This window comes from Arthrobacter sp. GW822-FHT05G07, from assembly GCF_058799755.1.
The window spans coordinates 75,970-92,681 of record NZ_JBXALT010000004.1 but is presented as its reverse complement, the minus strand read 5'-3'; the positions used below and the strand labels follow the sequence as shown (position 1 = coordinate 92,681).

Here is a 16,712-nt window from a genome sequence, read left to right as displayed (position 1 = left end):
AACGCGGGGAGGGCCTCAGTTGTGCCGGATGAGGCGCGGATCACAGCTCAGGGGCTGCTCACTATGCAGGCCGCCACATGAACCGGGGCTGCTCGCGGTTCAGGAATGCGCTGATGCCGATCCCCATGTCCGGGCTGTCGGGCATCGCCGACCAAGCTGCCGCCCATTCCTGATCAATGCCGGCCGCAGGCACACTGTCCGTCAAGTCCACCAGCCGCTTCATGGAGTGCATGGAGAACCGGGAGCGGCTCCGCAGGGAACGGACAAGCGCTGCGCACTTCTCCTCAAAGGATTCGGAAGGCACGACGTCGGCAACCAGCCCGAGCGCTCGAGCTTCAGGAGCGCTGAACGTCTGTCCGGTGAGCAGGATGTACTTCGCGTTGGCATGTCCCACTAACCGGACCAGCCGTTCGAGGCCGGGCCGTGGGTAGATGATGCCGATCTTGGCCGGGGTGAGCCCTATGACGGCACGCTCGTTGGCGATGATGAAGTCGCAAGCCGACGCGATCTGCCACCCGCCGCCCATGCAGGCGCCATCCACCAGGGCAACGGCGGGCTTCGACAGGGCTGCGATGGCCGAATCTGCCCTGCTGAGGTGATCCGCCGTGGAACCGTCCGGCTGGGGATCCAGCAGCACCGAGGCCAGTTCACTGATGGACGCCCCGGCGCAGAACGTATCTCCGGCGCCGCGCAGCAAAACCACCGCAACGTCCGGATCGGCGTCCAGTTGAGGCATCAGTTCCTGGATCTCCAGGCACATGTCCTTGGTCAGAGCGTTTCTCTGCGCCAGGTTGGAAATCTCCACACTGGCCACGCCGTCAGCGATCGCGACAGAGATTCGGCCGGTCCGGGGACGCGCTACTTCGGAAACGGTGCTCATCGCGTTGCTCCAATCTTTGCCGACCCGCACACAACACGACCCTCGCGCTCAAGCCGGGTGACGTCGTCGTGCGTCATTCCGCGTTCCATCAGTACTTGGGCGGTGTGCTCGCCCAGCAGCGGAGGCGGCGAAAGGATTTCGCTGGCCTCGCCGTCCAAACTGAGTGGGCCGCGGAGCAGGGGGAGCTCGGACCCATCCGCGCGTTGGCGGCGCTGCACGAGTCCCAAAGCGCCAACCTGTTCCGAGGCGAGGGCCTGAGTGTAGTCATAGATAGGGCCGCAGGGGATTCCGGCGTGGCTGATGAGGGGAACCCAGTCGGCGGCGGACTTGGCGCTGAGAGTACTTTCAATGAGCTCTGACAGCGGGTCCCTATTGGCCGAACGGTCCGCTCCGGTGATGAACCGGGGGTCCTCGACGGCTGCGGGAATGCCGAGCAAGTCGCAGAACGCCCGCCATTGCTTGTCGCTTCCCACCGCGATGTTGATGGGCTCCGTGGCCGTGGCGAACATGCCATATGGGGCAATGACGGGGTGATTGTTGCCCTGCGGCGTAGGTGCTTCTCTGAGGCTCAGGGCTTTTTGTCCCTGGAAGGCTGAAAGGTTCAGCGCGGTCTCAAGAAGGGAAGTGGACACCCGGCTGGGGCGCTCGCCGTTTCGGGCCCCCAGAAGCGAGGAGACGATTCCGAACGCGCAAATCATTCCCGAGGTGATGTCCACGATTGGCACCCCCACGCGATAGGCCGAGCCGGGTCCGGGCCCAGTGACGGACATCAGCCCGGACATTCCTTGGATCACCTGGTCCAGTCCGGCGTCGTCCTTGAGCGGACCGGTGTTGCCGAAGCCGGTGACGGATCCAACCACGAGTCCCGGGTTGAGTTCCTCCAGCCGTGCTGGAGTGAACCCCATCTTTTCCAGGGTGCCGGGCTTGAAGTTCTCCACCAGGACGTCCGCGTCAGCGATCAGGCCGGCGAGGATGCCACGCCCCTCCGCCGAGTAGAAGTCGATGCACACCGAGACTTTATTGCGGTTGACGGAGTCAAAGTAGAGGCTGTGACCGTCCTGGAACGGAGGCCATTGGCGGGCGGTGTCACCCCCGTTGATGCTTTCCACCTTGATGATCCTGGCACCCATATCGGCCAGGAGGGCGGTGCAGTAAGGGCCGGCAAGGGCACGGCTGAGGTCGATCACGGTGATTCCGCGGAGTGGTTTGAGCACTGTGTTGTCCTATCGATGAAGGGTTCTAAGAGACTGGACGGAAGCACCAGGGCGCCAACAAGGACGAGCCGCCTGACCACCACCGTGTCGATGGTCATTGCAGCCATCCACACGCCAACGCCGGCATCCGCTGCGAACATGGGCACTTTCTCCAATCAAGCTGCATCGGTTCACTGGATGAACCGTTGGTTCATTTTGGGAAGTCGCCTGTAATGTAGGGCACGGAAAGAACTCGGTCAAGCGGGAGTGTGGATGAGTACTCAGAGCGTGGTCACGGCAATTCGGGTCCTGGAAGCGGTCTCGGACAATCAGCCGGCCGGCCTTTCCGAGCTGAGCCGTGAAGTGGATGTGCCCAAGGCGACGGTGCTGCGCATGCTCCGGACGCTTGGCGAGCTGGGGTGGGTTGCGCAGTCCGAGGCTCAGGCCGGGAAGTGGGTCCTGACCAACCACGCCTTTGCCGTTGCCAGCCGCGGAAGCAGTGGTTCGGTTATCCGTGATGCCGCCATGGGTCCACTGAACGCGCTGCAGTTGGACACCACCGAGACCGTGCACCTGGCAGTGCCGGACCGCGGCTACATGCTGATCATCGAACGCCTGGACACCCCGCATGTCCTCCGGGCGTTCCTGCCCCTGGGGTCAAGGCTCCCCATGCACGCCTCCTCCACGGGAATCGCGTACCTTTCGGCAGCCGACGACGCCTTTGTGGATGAGTATCTGGCCGGCCAGCTTGAAGCCTTGACGCCGCAGACCGTGGTGGACGCTGCCCAGCTTCGCGTGATGATCGCGGACACCCGGGCCCGCGGATATTCCATCAATGAGCAGGGGCTGAGTACGGGGATCACCTCGATCGGCGTGCCTCTGTTGGGTTCCGGCGGGGTCGCTGCAGGCTCCATCTCCATCTCCGGGCCATCGAGCAGAATTGTGCCCGCCAAGTATCAGGAATATGGCGAGGCTGCGGCAGGAACTGCCTTGGAGATCAGCCGGGCCCTTGGAGCGTTCTCGACAAAAGCGTACTAAGTTTCCTGTCGAACTCCTTCGCCGCGGGGCAGTGCACGCCTATCATGATGCTATGTACGTGCCTCTCCCGGGCATGAGTTCTGTTTGAACGCATTTCCGTGGGGGTACGTAAGCGATATGGAGGAGTAATTCTCCGATCGGTGCCCGTTGGCATGGGTGGCGCTTCAGAAATGGAGTACCAGCGGACGCCTTCCTGAATAGACAACCGTTATTGAAGGGATGCGTAGCTCAATGAATACACTCTTAATAATCGCCGGTGTTATCGCGATCATCTTGCTCCTCGTCGGCGGATTCAACCAAGCCCTCAGTTTCCTCCTGTGGGTGGGAATCATCCTGTTGGTGCTGGCCCTTATTGGTTGGGTAGTGGGTCGTGGTCGGTCGCGCGCATGACCACTGATCCGAGCGAGGTTGCCGGTTTCGCGCAAGTTCGCGATGGAACAACCACCCCGGGACATCCCATTCCCAGGGACCCCGGGGCGCCGGAATCGAGCAGCCAGGTATCAGTGGGTGATTCGTCGTCGGAAAGTCCGGAAGACGCCGTCGACGCTGGTCCCAGCGAATCAGCCAACCCGCCCGGGCCGGCCGAAGAGAAGGACGAAAAGACCGCGGACAACCGTGGTCTGACAACCGAAACAAACCCTACGGATTGATTCGGGGAGACGCGGCTGCGGCAGGGAGAAATCCCGGTCGTGGCCGCGTTTCTTTGGTCTTCGGCAGGTTTGTCAGTATGCTTACTAATAGCTGGGGATGTCAGTTCAGCGATTGGGGTAGTGATGCGGATCGGTTCTCTTATCGGGCTGTTCGTGGTGGTGTGGCTCATTATTGGGGCCGTGGCAGCGGGTCAGCGGGGTTACTTCACGGCTCCGCCCGCGCAGTGCTCGCAGTTTGCCACCATCGCCCTGAATATTGTCGCGGGGCCATTGAATTACACAGGATTGGATCCCCAGGGTGGTTGCGAAATTCCACAACCATCGTGAGTCGATGATTTTAGGGGCTGAACAGTAACGCTTTCACTCTCAAATCGCTAAGATTACTGACTAATTTCGTCAGGGCATGGACATGCCACCAGCTGCACTTATAGGTTCGAAGAGTTCCATAAACACGTTCACCGCTTTGGAAAGGACAGGTCTCATGGACAAGCAAAATGCCACACCGGAAGAGGAAGTGGGAGGCTACGGCACTCCTACGGCAGAGCAGGAAGCCGGCGGAGGGCAGGCCCAGCCCCGCGTGGAAGAAGACATCGAGGAAGCCTCCCTCGGAGAAGGCACCGGCGCGCCGAACCTCAGCCACCTGGATCCTGAGGATTCGGACAGCTCCGGCGAACCAGGCGCGGGCCGTTTCGGCGGAACCGACGAGCAGTACTTGGCCGAGCAGTCCACCCAGCCCGACGGCAACGATGATGAATTGCCGGACGGCAGCGGCAACGACCTGCCACAAGAAGAGTCTCCCAACGACGATGACGATGAAAGTTTCGACGCCGGCTAAGAGCTTTGGCTGGCGCGCTTTAGACAGGCGCGCCACTGGTTAAGCAGCCAGCTGGCTGGCGCGCCACAAGCAGTACCGCGTAAGCACCCGAGACACGATCGAAGGAGCAACCTATGGCTACGGTCAATAAGTCAATCGAAGTGGATGTACCTGTATCTGTTGCCTACAACCAGTGGACGCAGTTCGAGACCTTCCCTCAATTCATGAACGGGGTGGAGGCCGTAGAGCAGATCGATGAAACGGGCCTTCACTTCTCAACCAACGTGGGCGGCGTGAAGCGCGAATACAACGCCCAGATCATTGAGCAGGTCCCCGATTCCTTGGTCAGCTGGGCCAGCGTGGACGGTCCCCGCAACGGGGGGACGGTGAGCTTCGAGCCCCTCGACGCAGGCAGCACCCGGGTCAACGTGGAGATCGTCTGGGAGCCGGATGGCCTCGCGGAAAAGGCGGGCTCCGCCCTTGGAGTGGACAGCCTGCGTGTTGGTGCCGACTTGGACAAGTTCAAGAAGTTCATCGAAGCCCAGGGGCATGAAACAGGTGCCTGGCGTGGCACGGTGTCCGGTGGAGATGTTGATGACACGGGCGAACCCTTCGGAAACGGGGGAGTGGCGACAGCCGAGTTCCCGCCAGTCGATCCGGATCTCTCAGCGCCCGCGGCCGACGTCTCAGCGCCCGCGTCCAACGAGGGTCCTGCCGAGCCGCCGCAGCCGCGCACTCCTGGTCTCTAGTAAGGGCTCCAGCTCTGGCGCCAGGCTCCGGACTGGCTCAAACTGGTTATAGAAGTAAAAAGTAGCTCCAACGAGGGCCGGCCATCACAACGGGCCGGCCCTCGTGGCATAAGGAAAATCAACGGCAGAGGGAGTTCTGGCAGTCATGGCAACGTCCAGCAATATGGAAGTTGAGCAGAAATTCGACGCCGAAGCGTCCACGCCGCTGCCTGACCTGAAAGCGATCGACGGGGTAGGGCGCGTGGGTGAACCCGCAACCCACAGCCTGGAAGCCATCTACTTTGACACGCGTCACCTGGCCCTTGCTTCCCGGGGAATCACACTGCGACGCCGCACGGGTGGGCCGGACGCCGGCTGGCACCTGAAGCTCCCGCACAGTGCGGGAAAGCGAACGGAAATCCAAGCACCGTTGGGCAGAGCCGATACTGTCCCGGTAGAACTCATGGACCGCATCATTGCCTACACCCGGGGTCACGCAGTGGCTGCAGTTGCAACACTGACCACGGAACGTACCAGCTACTCCTTGTATGGCAACGATGGCCACCGGATGGCCGACTTCGTGGACGACTCGGTCCAAGCCCAGTCCGTAATCGGTGAACCTCGTCAGCTGGAATGGAGGGAGTGGGAGGTGGAGCTGGCACCGGACGAAACCGGCGACGGTGACGATACCTTGCTGAGCACCCTGACACAGCAACTTTCCGACGCCGGAGCAAAGCCGAGCGAGCGCACCTCCAAACTGGCCACAGCACTGGGCGACTCGTGGCCCGCTTCGAAGCGAACAGACCGTGAAGAGCCCAGCGGAAACGGTCCAGCCGTGATCCCGGTGCTCAATTATCTGGACGAACAAGTTGCCGATCTGCTCCTTCAGGACTCCCACGTCCGCCTTGCCCGGGACGACTCAGTCCACCAAATGCGCTCCCAAATCCGCCGCATCCGTGCAGTGCTGCATGGTTACAGCGCGCTGTTCGAGCAGGCACCGGTGAAGGACTTGGAGGGGGAGCTGAAATCGCTTGCAAAGACCCTTGGCCGGTATCGCGATGTGGAAGTCTTGCACGAACGCTTGAAGAACAGCCTTGATGAATTGCCGGGGAAGCTCGTCCTGGGTCAGCTCCACAATGAACTGGAAGAGCGCATGGCTCTGAGGGCCGAAACTGCGATGTCCGCCATCAGGAACCGGCTGAACAGCCCCCGCTATTTCACATTACTGGACGATCTGGAAGCTTTCATCGACGTTCCACCCTCTACGTCCAAGGGTTCCGGGCCGGCCAAGGAGACCACGGCAAAGCTCGTTAACAAAGCCGGCAAAAGGCTCCGCAAACGGCACGACGAAGCGGTGAGTGCCGCCGTCGGGCCTCAACGCGATAAGGCGTTCCATGAAGTCCGGAAGGCCGCCAAGAAGCTGCGCTTCGCCGCGGCGGCCGTGGAGAGCATTCACGGCAAGCGTGCCGTGAAGCTGGGGAGTGCGGCGCATAGGGTTCAGTCGATCCTTGGCGACCACCAGGACAGCGTGATGGCGCGGGCGGAGCTGCTGAAGCTCGGATCGGTGCCGGACGTCGGCAGCGGTGCTTTCACATATGGCGTGCTCCACGCGATGGAGCGCACCACCGCCGACGCGCAGCAGCAGGAGTACCTGAAGAAAGGCAAGAAGGCTCGGAAGCTACGCCTCAAAAACTCCTAGGGCTTTACTTCTTGAGGAACGCCAGCAGGGCGTCGTTGATTTCGGCCCCGTGCGTCCAGAGCAGCCCGTGCGGTGCGCCCTCGATTTCCAGGTACTCGGCGCTAGGCAGGGCGTCCTTGAATCGTCGGCCCGTGACGTCGATCGGCAGGATGTTGTCCGCCGTGCCGTGGACGATCAAGGCCGGGACATCGATCTTGGGGATGTCTGCGCGGAAGTCCGTGAGCCAGGTGGGCTGGGCGGCCACTGATGCGAAGGCCCCCGACTTGCTGGCGATGTTCCAGCTTGCATCCACGGATTCCTGGCTGAGGCGTGCGGTGCCAAGGAAGGTATCGCTGTTGTAGAAGTTCTTGAAGAAATCGGTGAAGAAGGCATAGCGGTCTGCTGTGACGGCGGCCGAAAGGCCATCGAAGACCTCCTGGGGAACACCGTCCGGGTTGTCGTCGGTCTTCAGGAGGAACGGCTCCAGCGAACCAAGGAACACAGCCTTGGCAACGCGGGCCGAGCCATACGTGCTGATGTAGCGCGCAACCTCGCCGGTACCCATGGAGAAGCCCACCAACACGGCGTCGTTCAGGTCCAGGGTATCCAGCACGGTCTTCAGGTCAGCGGCGAAGGTGTCGTAATCGTAGCCTTCAGTCGGTTGGCTGGACTTGCCGAACCCGCGGCGGTCGTACGTGACGACGCGGTAGCCGGCGTCGAGCAGTGCTGCAGTCTGCTTCTCCCAGGAGGAACCGTCCAACGGATAGCCGTGGATCAGGACCACTGCCTGGCCGGTCCCATGGTCTTCGTAGTAAAGCTCAATCTCAGTGCTGTTTTCGTTTCCGACGGTGATGTAAGCCAAAACTCAAGTCCCTTCGATGCGGTTCAACACGAACGTTTCCAGCCTACTGTCCGGGGGTGACGCTGGCGCGGTCCCTGTCCTGGTGTTGGCGGGACGCAGCCACGGCATCCATGTTGTCCTCAGCCCACTCCTTCATGTCGAAAATGATCGGGAGCAGGGACCGGCCAAGGGGTGTGAGCTCATAGTCCGTCCGCACCGGAACAGATGCAGTGACTTCACGGTGAATCAGTCCGTCCCACTCCAGCGAGCGGAGCGTGGAAGTCAGCATTTTCTGACTGGCTCCCGGAATGCGCCGGCGCAGTCCACTGTGCCGCTGCGGCCCTTCCTCCAAGGCGAGCATCACCAACGTCACCCATTTGCTGCTGATGGCTTCCAGCAGTTGGCGTGCAGGGCAGAGCTCCAAGGAGGCGTTGTAGTGGTGCTGTGCTCTGCGCCGTGTCTGATCAGCTGTGAGTGTCATGCTCCTCATCATTGCAGGTACTTTGAGGTGCCTTGGGCACAATAAAGTGCGTTCTTACGCTGTACGACGTACTCGGGTGAGGATCGAATCGGGGGTAAAAGCTTCCCCCGATTCGAAAGGAACACCATGCCCTCCATCCTCCACATCAACGCTTCGCCCCGTTACGCGAACAGCGATTCTCTGCGGCTCGCCCGCCACTTCATCGACTCCGTTCAGGCTGCTGCCTCGGAGACCTTCGAGGTGGAGACGGTGAACCTGTTGGACGACGGCGCGTTGCCGGCTTTCGGCCGGACCGCGGCCGCGGCGAAAATGGCTGTCTTCACAGGTCAGGACCAGACACCGGAACAGGTTGCGGCCTGGGAAGCCGCCCGCGCAGTCTTTGACCAATTCGCAGCCGCAGACGCTTATGTCTTCAACATTCCCATGTGGAACTCGGGCGTGCCCTACGTGCTGAAGCAGTGGATCGACATCATCACCCAGCCCGGCTGGAGCTTCGGGTTCGACCCCGAAAGGGGCTATAGCGGACTCATGGAAGGCAAGCAGACCGTCGCCATCCACACGAGCGGTGTTTATGCCCCGGGGGTTCCGGCAGCTTTCGGCTCCGACTTCAGCAGCAGCTACGTTGCTGACTGGTTGAACTTTGTGGGCATCGAGGACGCTACGCACGTCCGCTTCGCCCCGACAGTGCTCAACGCGGACGTCGAAGGCACTCGCATTCTTGCCGAGAATGAACTCAGCGACGCCGCACTGCTGTTCGCGGGGAAGCTCCAGGCTGTGGGGCGGTTGCAGTTCGCCACAGACTAAATCAGCGAGAACTTCCTCTAGTTGCCCGCAGCAACCAGACGTAAACTGGCCTTCGGTTCACATCGGCTGGCTCGGAGATCCCATGCTGTGGAAGGTTCTTGTTCGGTTCCTGCGGCCGCATCAGCGGCTGCTGATCGCCGTCGTCATCTTTCAGTTGGCGCAGTCCATCGCGTCCCTGTACCTGCCGACGCTGAACGCGGACATCATCGACAACGGCGTCGCCACCGGTGATACCGACTACATCCTGCGCATGGGCGGACTCATGCTGCTCATTACCTTGCTGCAGATCGCCTGTGCCGTGGTTGCCGTGTATTTCGGTGCGAAGGCTGCCATGGGGATGGGCCGTGACCTCCGGGATGCCATCTTCAGCAGGGTGGGGGAATTCTCGGAGCAGGAGGTCACCAGATTCGGGGCGCCGTCCTTGATTACCCGATCCACCAACGACGTCCAACAGGTACAGCAACTGGTGCTCATGTCCTGTACGCTCATGGTCGCGGCGCCCATGCTGAGCATCGGCGGCGTGATCATGGCGGTGCGGCAGGACGCGCAGTTATCGTGGCTGATCGCAGTGTGCGTGCCGGTGTTGCTTGTGGCTGTCGGGCTGATCGTCACGCGGATGGTGCCGCTGTTCCGGAAGATGCAGGTCCGGATCGACGCCGTCAACAGGGTCCTCCGCGAGCAGCTCACCGGCATCCGGGTGGTGCGGGCCTTCGTCCGGGAGGATATGGAAGCCACACGGTTCGGCAAAGCGAACGACGACGTCACTGACGTTGCGCTCCGGGCCGGCCGTTTGATGGCGCTCATGTTCCCTGCGGTCATGCTGGTCATGAATGTTTCCAGCGTGGCGGTGATCTGGTTCGGGTCCTTCAGGATCGAGGACGGCTCCATGCAGGTGGGCACGTTGATCGCGTTCCTGAGCTACCTGATGCAGATCCTCATGTCCGTCATGATGGCAACGTTCATGGCCGTGATGATCCCGCGCGCGTCCGTTTCCGCCGACCGCATCGGCGAGGTGCTGGAAACAGACTCAAGTGTCCAGCCGCCGTCGAACCCTGTCACGGGCGGCATCCGCCGCGGCGAACTGGAAATGCGCGACGTCGGATTCGCCTACCCGGGTGCCGAACAGCCGGTGCTGAGCGGGCTTTCGTTCACCGCCCGGGCGGGCGAGACCACCGCGATCATCGGCAGCACCGGCGCGGGCAAGACCACTTTGGTGAACCTCATGCCGCGGCTGTTCGACGCCACCTCCGGATCCGTACGAATGGACGGCGTGGACGTCCGAGAGCTGCACCCGGACCTGCTGTGGGGGCACATCGGGCTGGTGCCGCAACGGCCCTACCTGTTCTCCGGGACGGTCCGCAGCAACCTTCACTACGGCAAACCCGACGCCACTGAGGATGAATTGTGGCAGGCGCTCGCTGTGGCCCAGGCCCGGGACTTTGTTGAGGAAATGGACCGCGGCCTGGACGCCGTCATTTCGCAGGGCGGCACCAACGTGTCCGGCGGCCAGCGGCAACGGCTCGCGATCGCCCGTGCCCTGGTGAAGCAGCCTGAGCTCTACATCTTTGACGACTCCTTCTCATCCTTGGACACCGCCACTGATGCCCGGCTCCGGCAGGCCCTCAAACGCCACATTAACGGAGCCACGCTGGTGATCGTGGCGCAGCGGGTCTCCAGCATTGCGGATGCTGACCAGATCTTGGTGCTCGACGACGGCAGGATCGTTGGGCGCGGAACGCACGACGAGTTGCTGGAGACTTCCGAAACGTACAGGGAAATCGTGTCCTCCCAACTCGCGGCGGAGGAGGCGGCATGAGTTCTGTGTCAGCTGGCCCCCGCGGTCCCCAGCGGCCGGCCATGGGGCCGGGCAGGGGTGGTCCTTTCGCCGGTATGAACATCCCGGCCGAGAAGGCCTCGAACTTCAGTGCCTCCGCCCGCCGTTTGTTGGGAACGCTGCGGCCTGAACGATTCTGGCTGATCCTGGTGCTGGTTTTCGCCGTGGTCAGTGTTGCTTTGTCCGTGATCGGACCCCGGCTGCTGGGTGAAGGCACCAACCTGATCTTCGCCGGAGTCGTCTCCAAACAGCTCCCCGCTGGTGCCTCCAAAGCCGACGTGATCGCAGGGCTGCGCGCCTCAGGTGAGGACAGCAAAGCCGACATGCTGAGCGCCATGGCACTCACGCCCGGCGTCGGAATCGACTTCGGTGCGTTGGCCTCGGTGCTGCTGTGGGCATTGGCACTGTATGTCCTGGCCTCAGCGTTCGGCTGGATGCAGGCGTACGTGCTCAACGGCGTCGTTCAACGGACCGTGTACCGCCTCCGTGAGCGGATAGAAGCGAAAATCCACCGGCTGCCCCTGCGCTATTTCGACTCCATCCAGCGCGGCGAGCTGCTGAGCAGGGTGACCAACGATGTAGACAACATCTCCCAAAGCCTGCAGCAATCCATCAGCCAAGTGGTCTCGTCCCTGCTGACCGTGGTGGGTGTGTTGGTGATGATGTTCCTGCTCTCGCCGCTGCTGGCACTGATTGCCTTAGTAACTATTCCGTTGACGCTGGGGACCACGCTGCTGATCGCAAAACGCTCGCAGAAGCTGTTCGTGGCGCAGTGGAAGAACACCGGCGAACTCAACGGCCAGATCGAGGAAACCTACACCGGGCATGCGTTGGTGAAGGTCTTCGGACGGCAGAACGAGGTGCAGGAGAAATTCCGTCTCAAGAACTCGGAGCTGTATCAGGCGAGCTTCGGGGCGCAGTTCGTGAGCGGCCTGATCATGCCGGCCATGACCTTCATCGGGAACCTGGTTTATGTGGGAATTGCCGTGGTGGGCGGTCTGCAGGTGGCCTCCGGTTCCATGCAGTTGGGCGATGTCCAGGCTTTCATCCAGTACTCACGGCAGTTCACCATGCCCTTGGCGCAGCTCGGCTCCATGGCGAACATGCTGCAGTCCGGGGTGGCCTCGGCCGAGCGTGTGTTCGATCTGCTGGATGAGGAGGAAGAGTCGGCCGAACCTGAGCCTTCCGGTGCTGGTCCTTCGCGCGGGCGGCTCGTGTTCGAGAACGTGTCCTTCCGGTACTCCCCGGACAAGCCGCTGATCACAGACCTCAGTTTGGTTGCCGAGCCGGGTCAGAGCATCGCGATTGTTGGGCCGACAGGAGCGGGAAAAACCACGTTGGTGAACCTCATGATGCGTTTCTACGAGCTGGACTCCGGGCGCATAACCCTGGACGGCGTGGATATCGCGTCCCTCTCGCGGCAGGAGCTGCGCTCGCGGATGGGGATGGTCCTCCAAGACACCTGGCTGTTCGGCGGGACGATCCGCGACAACATTGCCTATGGACGGCCAACCGCTTCCGAAGCGGAAATCATGGAAGCCGCGCAGGCGACGTATGTGGACAGGTTTGTTCGGTCCTTGCCCGAGGGATACGACACCTTGCTCGACGACGAAGGCGGAAACGTACTCAGCCGGGGAGAAGCAACTGCTCACCATTGCCAGGGCCTTCCTGTCCCGCCCATCGGTGCTGATCCTGGACGAGGCCACAAGCTCGGTGGATACCCGGACTGAGGTGTTGGTGCAGAAAGCCATGAACGCGTTGAGGTCTGACCGGACGAGCTTCGTGATCGCCCACCGCCTCTCAACCATTCGGGACGCCCACCTCATCCTGGTGATGGAAGCCGGGCAGATCGTGGAGCAGGGGACGCACTCGGAGTTGCTGGCCTCGGGTGGGGCGTACTCCCGGCTGTACGAGGCGCAGTTCGCGGCGCCGGTATCCGAGGTGTGAGGCGCGGCCCGCGGCGTACGCTTCTGGCCCATCTTTCGACGCCGGCGGGTCGGTCTACAACTGCCGTAGGTTGATTTTGAGGTACTGATGGCTCAAAGAAGGGCTGGAAGCCACGCGTCTAATCCCGTCGGCGGGCCAACGCGTAGGAAGGTTCGCGCAGTCGCCTCGTCCAGCCGTACGTTCCTGCTGTTGGAAGCAGATTGAGGACCGGATCAAATCGCTCGGGGGTATCTTCGGCATGGTCGGCGAGGCTGAGGGTTAGAGTGCCGAACCTGTTCCATGGACCCAGTGGGCTGCCGTGATGGAGTTCAAGGATCCACGTCTCATCACCCAGAAGTGACCGGAAAGCACTCGGTTCCACGGGCAGCTTAGCGGGTCCGCCGATGGTCCTTGCTGCTATCAATACGGGGCCGTCGTCAGACTTGTACGGCATCATGCTGGAGAAAACCGCAGACGCTGCATCCCGCCTCAGCCGGAGGATGAACCGGCCAAGACCTGTCGGGCCGGTGGTGGCAAGGAGCATGTCGGACAGTTTGTCCTGCTCAGTGAAGCGCACGGCCAATCCGATGATGTCAGGGAAGGCGTCCGGCAAACCGATGGAGCGCGAGAGCCGCGCGTCCACCACGTTGCTCCCCGCAGTGTCCAGCCAAGGGATTCCCGACGGCTCCCGCGGACCGGCGTCCCTTTCCAAGGTTCCCACCAGCCGGATGCCCTTTGGGTGGATCGGCCTATGCGGACGCACAACTTTTATGGCCCGGAAGAGCGCAGCGAACGCGGATCCGGCCAAGGCTTGTACTTTGCTGCTGACGGTATCCACCTGATCACCCTATGCGGGGAGGCCATCGAATGACAGGGTGCTGACCTTCGCGGACGCGGGGTGGAGGTCCTTATGGCAACCTCGATGGCCTCAGCACGTTCGCGTCCCCGGCCTTAGTCGGGTCGAGCGGCACGGGGCTGACCAGTACTGCGGGGCCTCGGTGCAGCAAGCCGCCCGCGATCACCTGGCACCGGACACCACCACGCCCGCGCATGGCCTTGTGAGCGCCGGGGGCGAGCATTTCATCCATCCAGGCGCAGGGGTGGGCAGGTCGCCCGGCCTTAAGCCGAACCGTGTCTCCGCCGGACTCAAGCGTGAACTCATGGCCAAGCAACGGGGCCAACTCAACTCCTCGCAGCACCACGTTTCTACGGGTGAGGAGGGGATCAAACGGTCCGGCTCCGAGCTCAGCTGCGATGGACTCAAGAGCCTCCACCGCGAACAACGTCACGGCAGCGTCCATGTGTGCGGCCTTGCCGAAGAACCTGTCGCCAACAATGCCTTTGCCCGCAACCAGTTCCGCGTGGTCCGCGTCGGTGGTGGGGACCTCCGCCGCGCCTTCCCGGGCACGGCCAAAGTAGGCGTGGGCCGGCGACACCAAAAGGTGCAGCACCTCGACGTCGTACCTGTAGTCAGCGGTCATCCCTCAACGCTAGCCCCGATGCGCAACCATTGCCTCTGGATGTAAAGGGTGCTTTACTTTCAAGATGAGTAAAGCTTCCTTTACATCCAGGCGGGCGCCTTTCCATCACTACGTCTTGGCAATCATCCTCGGCGCCATCCTCACAATCGCCATCTCTGTCCTGGTGGGTGCATCAAATCCGGATGACTTCTGGCTCGCTGCGGGGATTGGAGCCCTTTGTGCCGCCTACCCGGCTATGTCACTGGGAGCCAAGGTCTTCGTGTCGAACCACACGGTCACGCGTGATATGCATGGCGAGCAGAGTGTTGAGTTGCAGTGGATGCGCCAAGCCGCAGCGGGTGCGTTCCTGGATATTCTGGTCGCCGTGCTGGTTGCTGTCCTGGTGCTGGTCATCGGACGCATCACCGTGGATGCGACGCCGGTCCTCCTGGCTGTCGTTGGCTTGAGCGCGGTGGACGCCGGGGTGCGTTACCTCGTAATCCGCCACCGGGCTCTGAAGTGAAGAACAACCTCGCCGAGCGCCGGGCCGGACGCAACTGGACGCAGGCTGACTTGGCTGCCGCGCTCGGAGTGTCCCGGCAGACGGTGATTTCCATCGAACGTGAGAAGTTCGATCCCTCGCTGCCGTTGGCGTTCCTCATTGCGCGCACCTTCGACTGCGCCATAGAGGACATTTTCACTGCTGATTGACACACTGTGTCCTGCGCCGCAGCGCTTTGAGGGCGGCCCGGATACTGTGGCACGGTGAACTTTGCGGAGGCCGCCGACGGCGCTGAACTCGCCTGGACGTCTGAAGGCGAGGGCGAACCAATGCTCCTGATCGCCGGACAGGCCACGTCCATGGACGGTTGGGGCCCGACGGCGGAACTTCTGTCCCGCTCTTACCGCGTCATCCGCTTCGACCACCGGGGGATTGGTCGGAGCGGGAAGGGTGACGCCGAGCGCTACACGACGCGGCTTCTCGCCCAAGATGCTGTTGCTGTCCTTGACGCCGCGGGTGTGGATTTAGCACACGTGTACGGCCACTCGATGGGAGGGCGGATTGCCCAATGGCTGGCCATCGATCATCCGCAAAAAGTCCGCACTCTGGTTCTTGCCGCAACGAGCGGTGGAAAGTGGCCCGACGCTGGAACCCTTCCGGATAAGGCGGCCCTGGAAGCCTTGACCAGTGGAGATATGTCGCGTCTGGAGCCGCTCTTCTTCGATGCGGAGTGGGTCATGAACAATCCCGCAGCGACGCATACGTTCTTCAACTCCCATGCTTCGGCTTGGGCCAAAGCGCGCCATTTCACGGCCAGTCGCGAGCACGATGCTTGGAGTCGGCTCAGCGAAATCCAAGCACCCACGCTCATACTCCATGGAACTGAGGACGCGCTCACGCCCTTGCCCAATGCCCTGCTTCTTCGCGAGCACATCCCACGCTCCGTCCTGGTGAGGGTTCCCGGTGCAGGGCACGGCCTTCACTTGGACCACCCGGAGACGGTCGAGTGGATCCGGCAGTTCATCGCGAGGAAGAACGCTAGGGGATTGCGTCCGTGAGTCCTGCATTCGAAAGGTGGCTGTCGGATCGGGCATCAGGTTCGAAAACTCGCGTGTCACTGGCGTCTCCAAATCGAAGCCGTCCGTAACTTCGGCGCTGTCCGGCAGCCCAGATTGTCCGGTTCCGACGCGGTGGAGGGCCTTGCCCATCAGCTCTCTTTCGAGTTGGTAGAAGGCCAGAGTGTTGGCGCCTTCGCCTGGTCCTGCGAAGAGGGAGGCAAGGCGGTGGCCGCCGTCGTAGCCGCGACCGCCGGCACGGCGGCCGGCGAGTATTTGTTGCAACGCGCTGCGGTTCATGTCGCCTTTGAGCAGTCCAGTGGACTATGGAGCCCGACGACGGCGGACGCAGCTCCGCTTCTTCCCAAAGCTTGGATCGCGGCTGCTCCAGGTGCGGTGGTACTGCAGGTCGTTCGGCGTGTTCCTTCTTACCCGCCGAAGAGCTTTCGGCCGATCTTTGCGAAGACACCCGGTTCCTTGGATGGGTCAATGATCTCCGGTTCGACGGAGAAGTCGGTGCCGTTTTCGGTGACGGGAAGGCGTTTGTTGTCCCACTCGACGGTATTCAATTGAGAGTTGTACACCGGGGGCGCCAGAGCATCCGTCCGTAGCGCAGTCCACATCCATCCCTGAATGTTGTCCAGTGTCCGGGGGAAGGTCAGAAGATCCATCTTGACGGCCTGCCCTGATGCTGCGCTGTTGGAATTCTTCGGATCACCGAATATGCCGCGAGTCAGAATCTCATAATCGAATGCCTCCACGCGCCCTTTGTCGGACGGGGAAAGAAACACCCTGAAGGTTTTCCAAGCGCCGGCTCCAGGAACATAT

18 protein-coding genes and 1 pseudogene are annotated in these 16,712 nt (G+C 62.0%); 12 read left to right on the top strand and 7 right to left on the bottom strand.

From position 1 onward, the window contains the following. Positions 1-61: 61 nt before the first annotated feature. Complete coding sequence (locus AC1RJY_RS07700; protein ID WP_498602037.1) at positions 62-880, bottom strand: enoyl-CoA hydratase/isomerase family protein; 819 nt, start codon at positions 878-880, stop codon at positions 62-64. Beyond that, complete coding sequence (locus AC1RJY_RS07695; RefSeq protein WP_498602036.1) at positions 877-2,094, bottom strand: CaiB/BaiF CoA transferase family protein; 1,218 nt, start codon at positions 2,092-2,094, stop codon at positions 877-879. Before AC1RJY_RS07695 ends, AC1RJY_RS07700 begins: the two co-directional genes overlap by 4 nt. 252 nt (positions 2,095-2,346) lie before the next feature. Between AC1RJY_RS07695 and AC1RJY_RS07690 the strand changes: the two genes are divergently transcribed. The 6 genes from AC1RJY_RS07690 to AC1RJY_RS07665 all read left to right on the top strand — a co-directional run bounded on the left by AC1RJY_RS07690 (position 2,347) and on the right by AC1RJY_RS07665 (position 7,002). Beyond that, positions 2,347-3,111 carry an IclR family transcriptional regulator gene (locus tag AC1RJY_RS07690; RefSeq protein ID WP_011776092.1) on the top strand — a complete coding sequence of 255 codons (765 nt, stop codon included), beginning with the start codon at positions 2,347-2,349 and terminating at the stop codon, positions 3,109-3,111. Between the two features lie 231 nt (positions 3,112-3,342). Then, positions 3,343-3,501: a hypothetical protein gene (locus AC1RJY_RS07685; protein WP_167532113.1), complete on the top strand. Its 159-nt coding sequence runs from the start codon at positions 3,343-3,345 to the stop codon at positions 3,499-3,501. Beyond that, a complete protein-coding gene (locus tag AC1RJY_RS07680; protein ID WP_498602035.1) occupies positions 3,498-3,761 on the top strand; it encodes a hypothetical protein in 264 nt (87 codons plus the stop codon). The genes AC1RJY_RS07685 and AC1RJY_RS07680 overlap by 4 nt, the downstream gene beginning before the upstream one ends. Before the next feature lie 403 nt (positions 3,762-4,164). Then, a complete protein-coding gene (locus tag AC1RJY_RS07675; protein ID WP_498602034.1) occupies positions 4,165-4,596 on the top strand; it encodes a hypothetical protein in 432 nt (143 codons plus the stop codon). A 113-nt stretch (positions 4,597-4,709) separates the two neighbouring features. Then, positions 4,710-5,324 (top strand): SRPBCC family protein, encoded by a 615-nt coding sequence (locus AC1RJY_RS07670; protein ID WP_210065939.1) that lies wholly within the window; start codon positions 4,710-4,712, stop codon positions 5,322-5,324. 145 nt (positions 5,325-5,469) lie between these two features. Beyond that, positions 5,470-7,002 (top strand): CYTH and CHAD domain-containing protein, encoded by a 1,533-nt coding sequence (locus AC1RJY_RS07665; RefSeq protein ID WP_498602033.1) that lies wholly within the window; start codon positions 5,470-5,472, stop codon positions 7,000-7,002. 4 nt (positions 7,003-7,006) lie between these two features. On the opposite strand, the gene AC1RJY_RS07660 is transcribed toward AC1RJY_RS07665, so the two are convergent. Continuing rightward, positions 7,007-7,843, bottom strand: coding sequence for an alpha/beta fold hydrolase (locus AC1RJY_RS07660; protein ID WP_011776086.1), 837 nt, complete (start codon positions 7,841-7,843; stop codon positions 7,007-7,009). Between the two features lie 43 nt (positions 7,844-7,886). Beyond that, positions 7,887-8,303, bottom strand: a complete 417-nt coding sequence (locus tag AC1RJY_RS07655) for a winged helix-turn-helix transcriptional regulator (protein ID WP_498602032.1) — start codon at positions 8,301-8,303, stop codon at positions 7,887-7,889. A gap of 126 nt (positions 8,304-8,429) precedes the next feature. Between AC1RJY_RS07655 and AC1RJY_RS07650 the strand changes: the two genes are divergently transcribed. The 3 genes and pseudogenes from AC1RJY_RS07650 to AC1RJY_RS07640 all read left to right on the top strand — a co-directional run bounded on the left by AC1RJY_RS07650 (position 8,430) and on the right by AC1RJY_RS07640 (position 12,888). Beyond that, the gene (locus AC1RJY_RS07650; protein WP_498602031.1) at positions 8,430-9,107 is read left to right on the top strand and encodes an FMN-dependent NADH-azoreductase; all 678 of its coding nucleotides are present in this window, start codon (positions 8,430-8,432) and stop codon (positions 9,105-9,107) included. 82 nt (positions 9,108-9,189) lie between these two features. Further along, a complete protein-coding gene (locus AC1RJY_RS07645; protein WP_498602030.1) occupies positions 9,190-10,923 on the top strand; it encodes an ABC transporter ATP-binding protein in 1,734 nt (577 codons plus the stop codon). Continuing rightward, a pseudogene (locus tag AC1RJY_RS07640) lies at positions 10,920-12,888 on the top strand (ABC transporter ATP-binding protein). The gene AC1RJY_RS07645 and the pseudogene AC1RJY_RS07640 overlap by 4 nt, the downstream one beginning before the upstream one ends. A 118-nt stretch (positions 12,889-13,006) precedes the next feature. On the opposite strand, the gene AC1RJY_RS07635 reads toward AC1RJY_RS07640, so the two are convergent. Together AC1RJY_RS07635 and AC1RJY_RS07630 are read right to left on the bottom strand one after the other, a co-directional pair. Next, entirely contained in the window at positions 13,007-13,705 is a 699-nt protein-coding gene (locus tag AC1RJY_RS07635) for a hypothetical protein (protein ID WP_498602029.1), read from the bottom strand. Positions 13,706-13,775: 70 nt separating this feature from the next. Further along, positions 13,776-14,348, bottom strand: coding sequence for an MOSC domain-containing protein (locus tag AC1RJY_RS07630; RefSeq protein ID WP_498602028.1), 573 nt, complete (start codon positions 14,346-14,348; stop codon positions 13,776-13,778). Positions 14,349-14,412: 64 nt separating this feature from the next. Between AC1RJY_RS07630 and AC1RJY_RS07625 the strand changes: the two genes are divergently transcribed. From AC1RJY_RS07625 to AC1RJY_RS07615, 3 genes are read left to right on the top strand one after another with little or no spacing between them, the layout of a single operon-like run. After that, positions 14,413-14,850, top strand: a complete 438-nt coding sequence (locus AC1RJY_RS07625; protein WP_498602027.1) for a hypothetical protein — start codon at positions 14,413-14,415, stop codon at positions 14,848-14,850. Next, positions 14,847-15,038 (top strand): helix-turn-helix transcriptional regulator, encoded by a 192-nt coding sequence (locus tag AC1RJY_RS07620; protein WP_043470667.1) that lies wholly within the window; start codon positions 14,847-14,849, stop codon positions 15,036-15,038. Before AC1RJY_RS07625 ends, AC1RJY_RS07620 begins: the two co-directional genes overlap by 4 nt. A 54-nt stretch (positions 15,039-15,092) precedes the next feature. Further along, a complete protein-coding gene (locus AC1RJY_RS07615) occupies positions 15,093-15,887 on the top strand; it encodes an alpha/beta fold hydrolase (protein WP_498602026.1) in 795 nt (264 codons plus the stop codon). Positions 15,888-16,312: 425 nt separating this feature from the next. Here AC1RJY_RS07615 and AC1RJY_RS07610 read toward each other — a convergent pair whose 3' ends face one another. Next, positions 16,313-16,645 (bottom strand): hypothetical protein, encoded by a 333-nt coding sequence (locus AC1RJY_RS07610; RefSeq protein ID WP_498602025.1) that lies wholly within the window; start codon positions 16,643-16,645, stop codon positions 16,313-16,315. Between the last annotated feature and the right edge of the window lie 67 nt (positions 16,646-16,712).

Bases quoted from the DNA above. Each gene is read 5' to 3' on its own strand.
- AC1RJY_RS07645 (WP_498602030.1), top strand. From the start codon at position 9,190: ATGCTGTGGAAGGTTCTTGTTCGGTTCCTGCGGCCGCATCAGCGGCTG.
- AC1RJY_RS07670 (WP_210065939.1), top strand. From the start codon at position 4,710: ATGGCTACGGTCAATAAGTCAATCGAAGTGGATGTACCTGTATCTGTT.
- AC1RJY_RS07630 (WP_498602028.1), bottom strand. From the start codon at position 14,348: ATGACCGCTGACTACAGGTACGACGTCGAGGTGCTGCACCTTTTGGTG.
- AC1RJY_RS07625 (WP_498602027.1), top strand. From the start codon at position 14,413: ATGAGTAAAGCTTCCTTTACATCCAGGCGGGCGCCTTTCCATCACTAC.
- AC1RJY_RS07685 (WP_167532113.1), top strand. From the start codon at position 3,343: ATGAATACACTCTTAATAATCGCCGGTGTTATCGCGATCATCTTGCTC.
- AC1RJY_RS07665 (WP_498602033.1), top strand. From the start codon at position 5,470: ATGGCAACGTCCAGCAATATGGAAGTTGAGCAGAAATTCGACGCCGAA.
- AC1RJY_RS07700 (WP_498602037.1), bottom strand. From the start codon at position 880: ATGAGCACCGTTTCCGAAGTAGCGCGTCCCCGGACCGGCCGAATCTCT.
- AC1RJY_RS07675 (WP_498602034.1), top strand. From the start codon at position 4,165: ATGGACATGCCACCAGCTGCACTTATAGGTTCGAAGAGTTCCATAAAC.
- AC1RJY_RS07690 (WP_011776092.1), top strand. From the start codon at position 2,347: ATGAGTACTCAGAGCGTGGTCACGGCAATTCGGGTCCTGGAAGCGGTC.
- AC1RJY_RS07655 (WP_498602032.1), bottom strand. From the start codon at position 8,303: ATGACACTCACAGCTGATCAGACACGGCGCAGAGCACAGCACCACTAC.
- AC1RJY_RS07650 (WP_498602031.1), top strand. From the start codon at position 8,430: ATGCCCTCCATCCTCCACATCAACGCTTCGCCCCGTTACGCGAACAGC.
- AC1RJY_RS07680 (WP_498602035.1), top strand. From the start codon at position 3,498: ATGACCACTGATCCGAGCGAGGTTGCCGGTTTCGCGCAAGTTCGCGAT.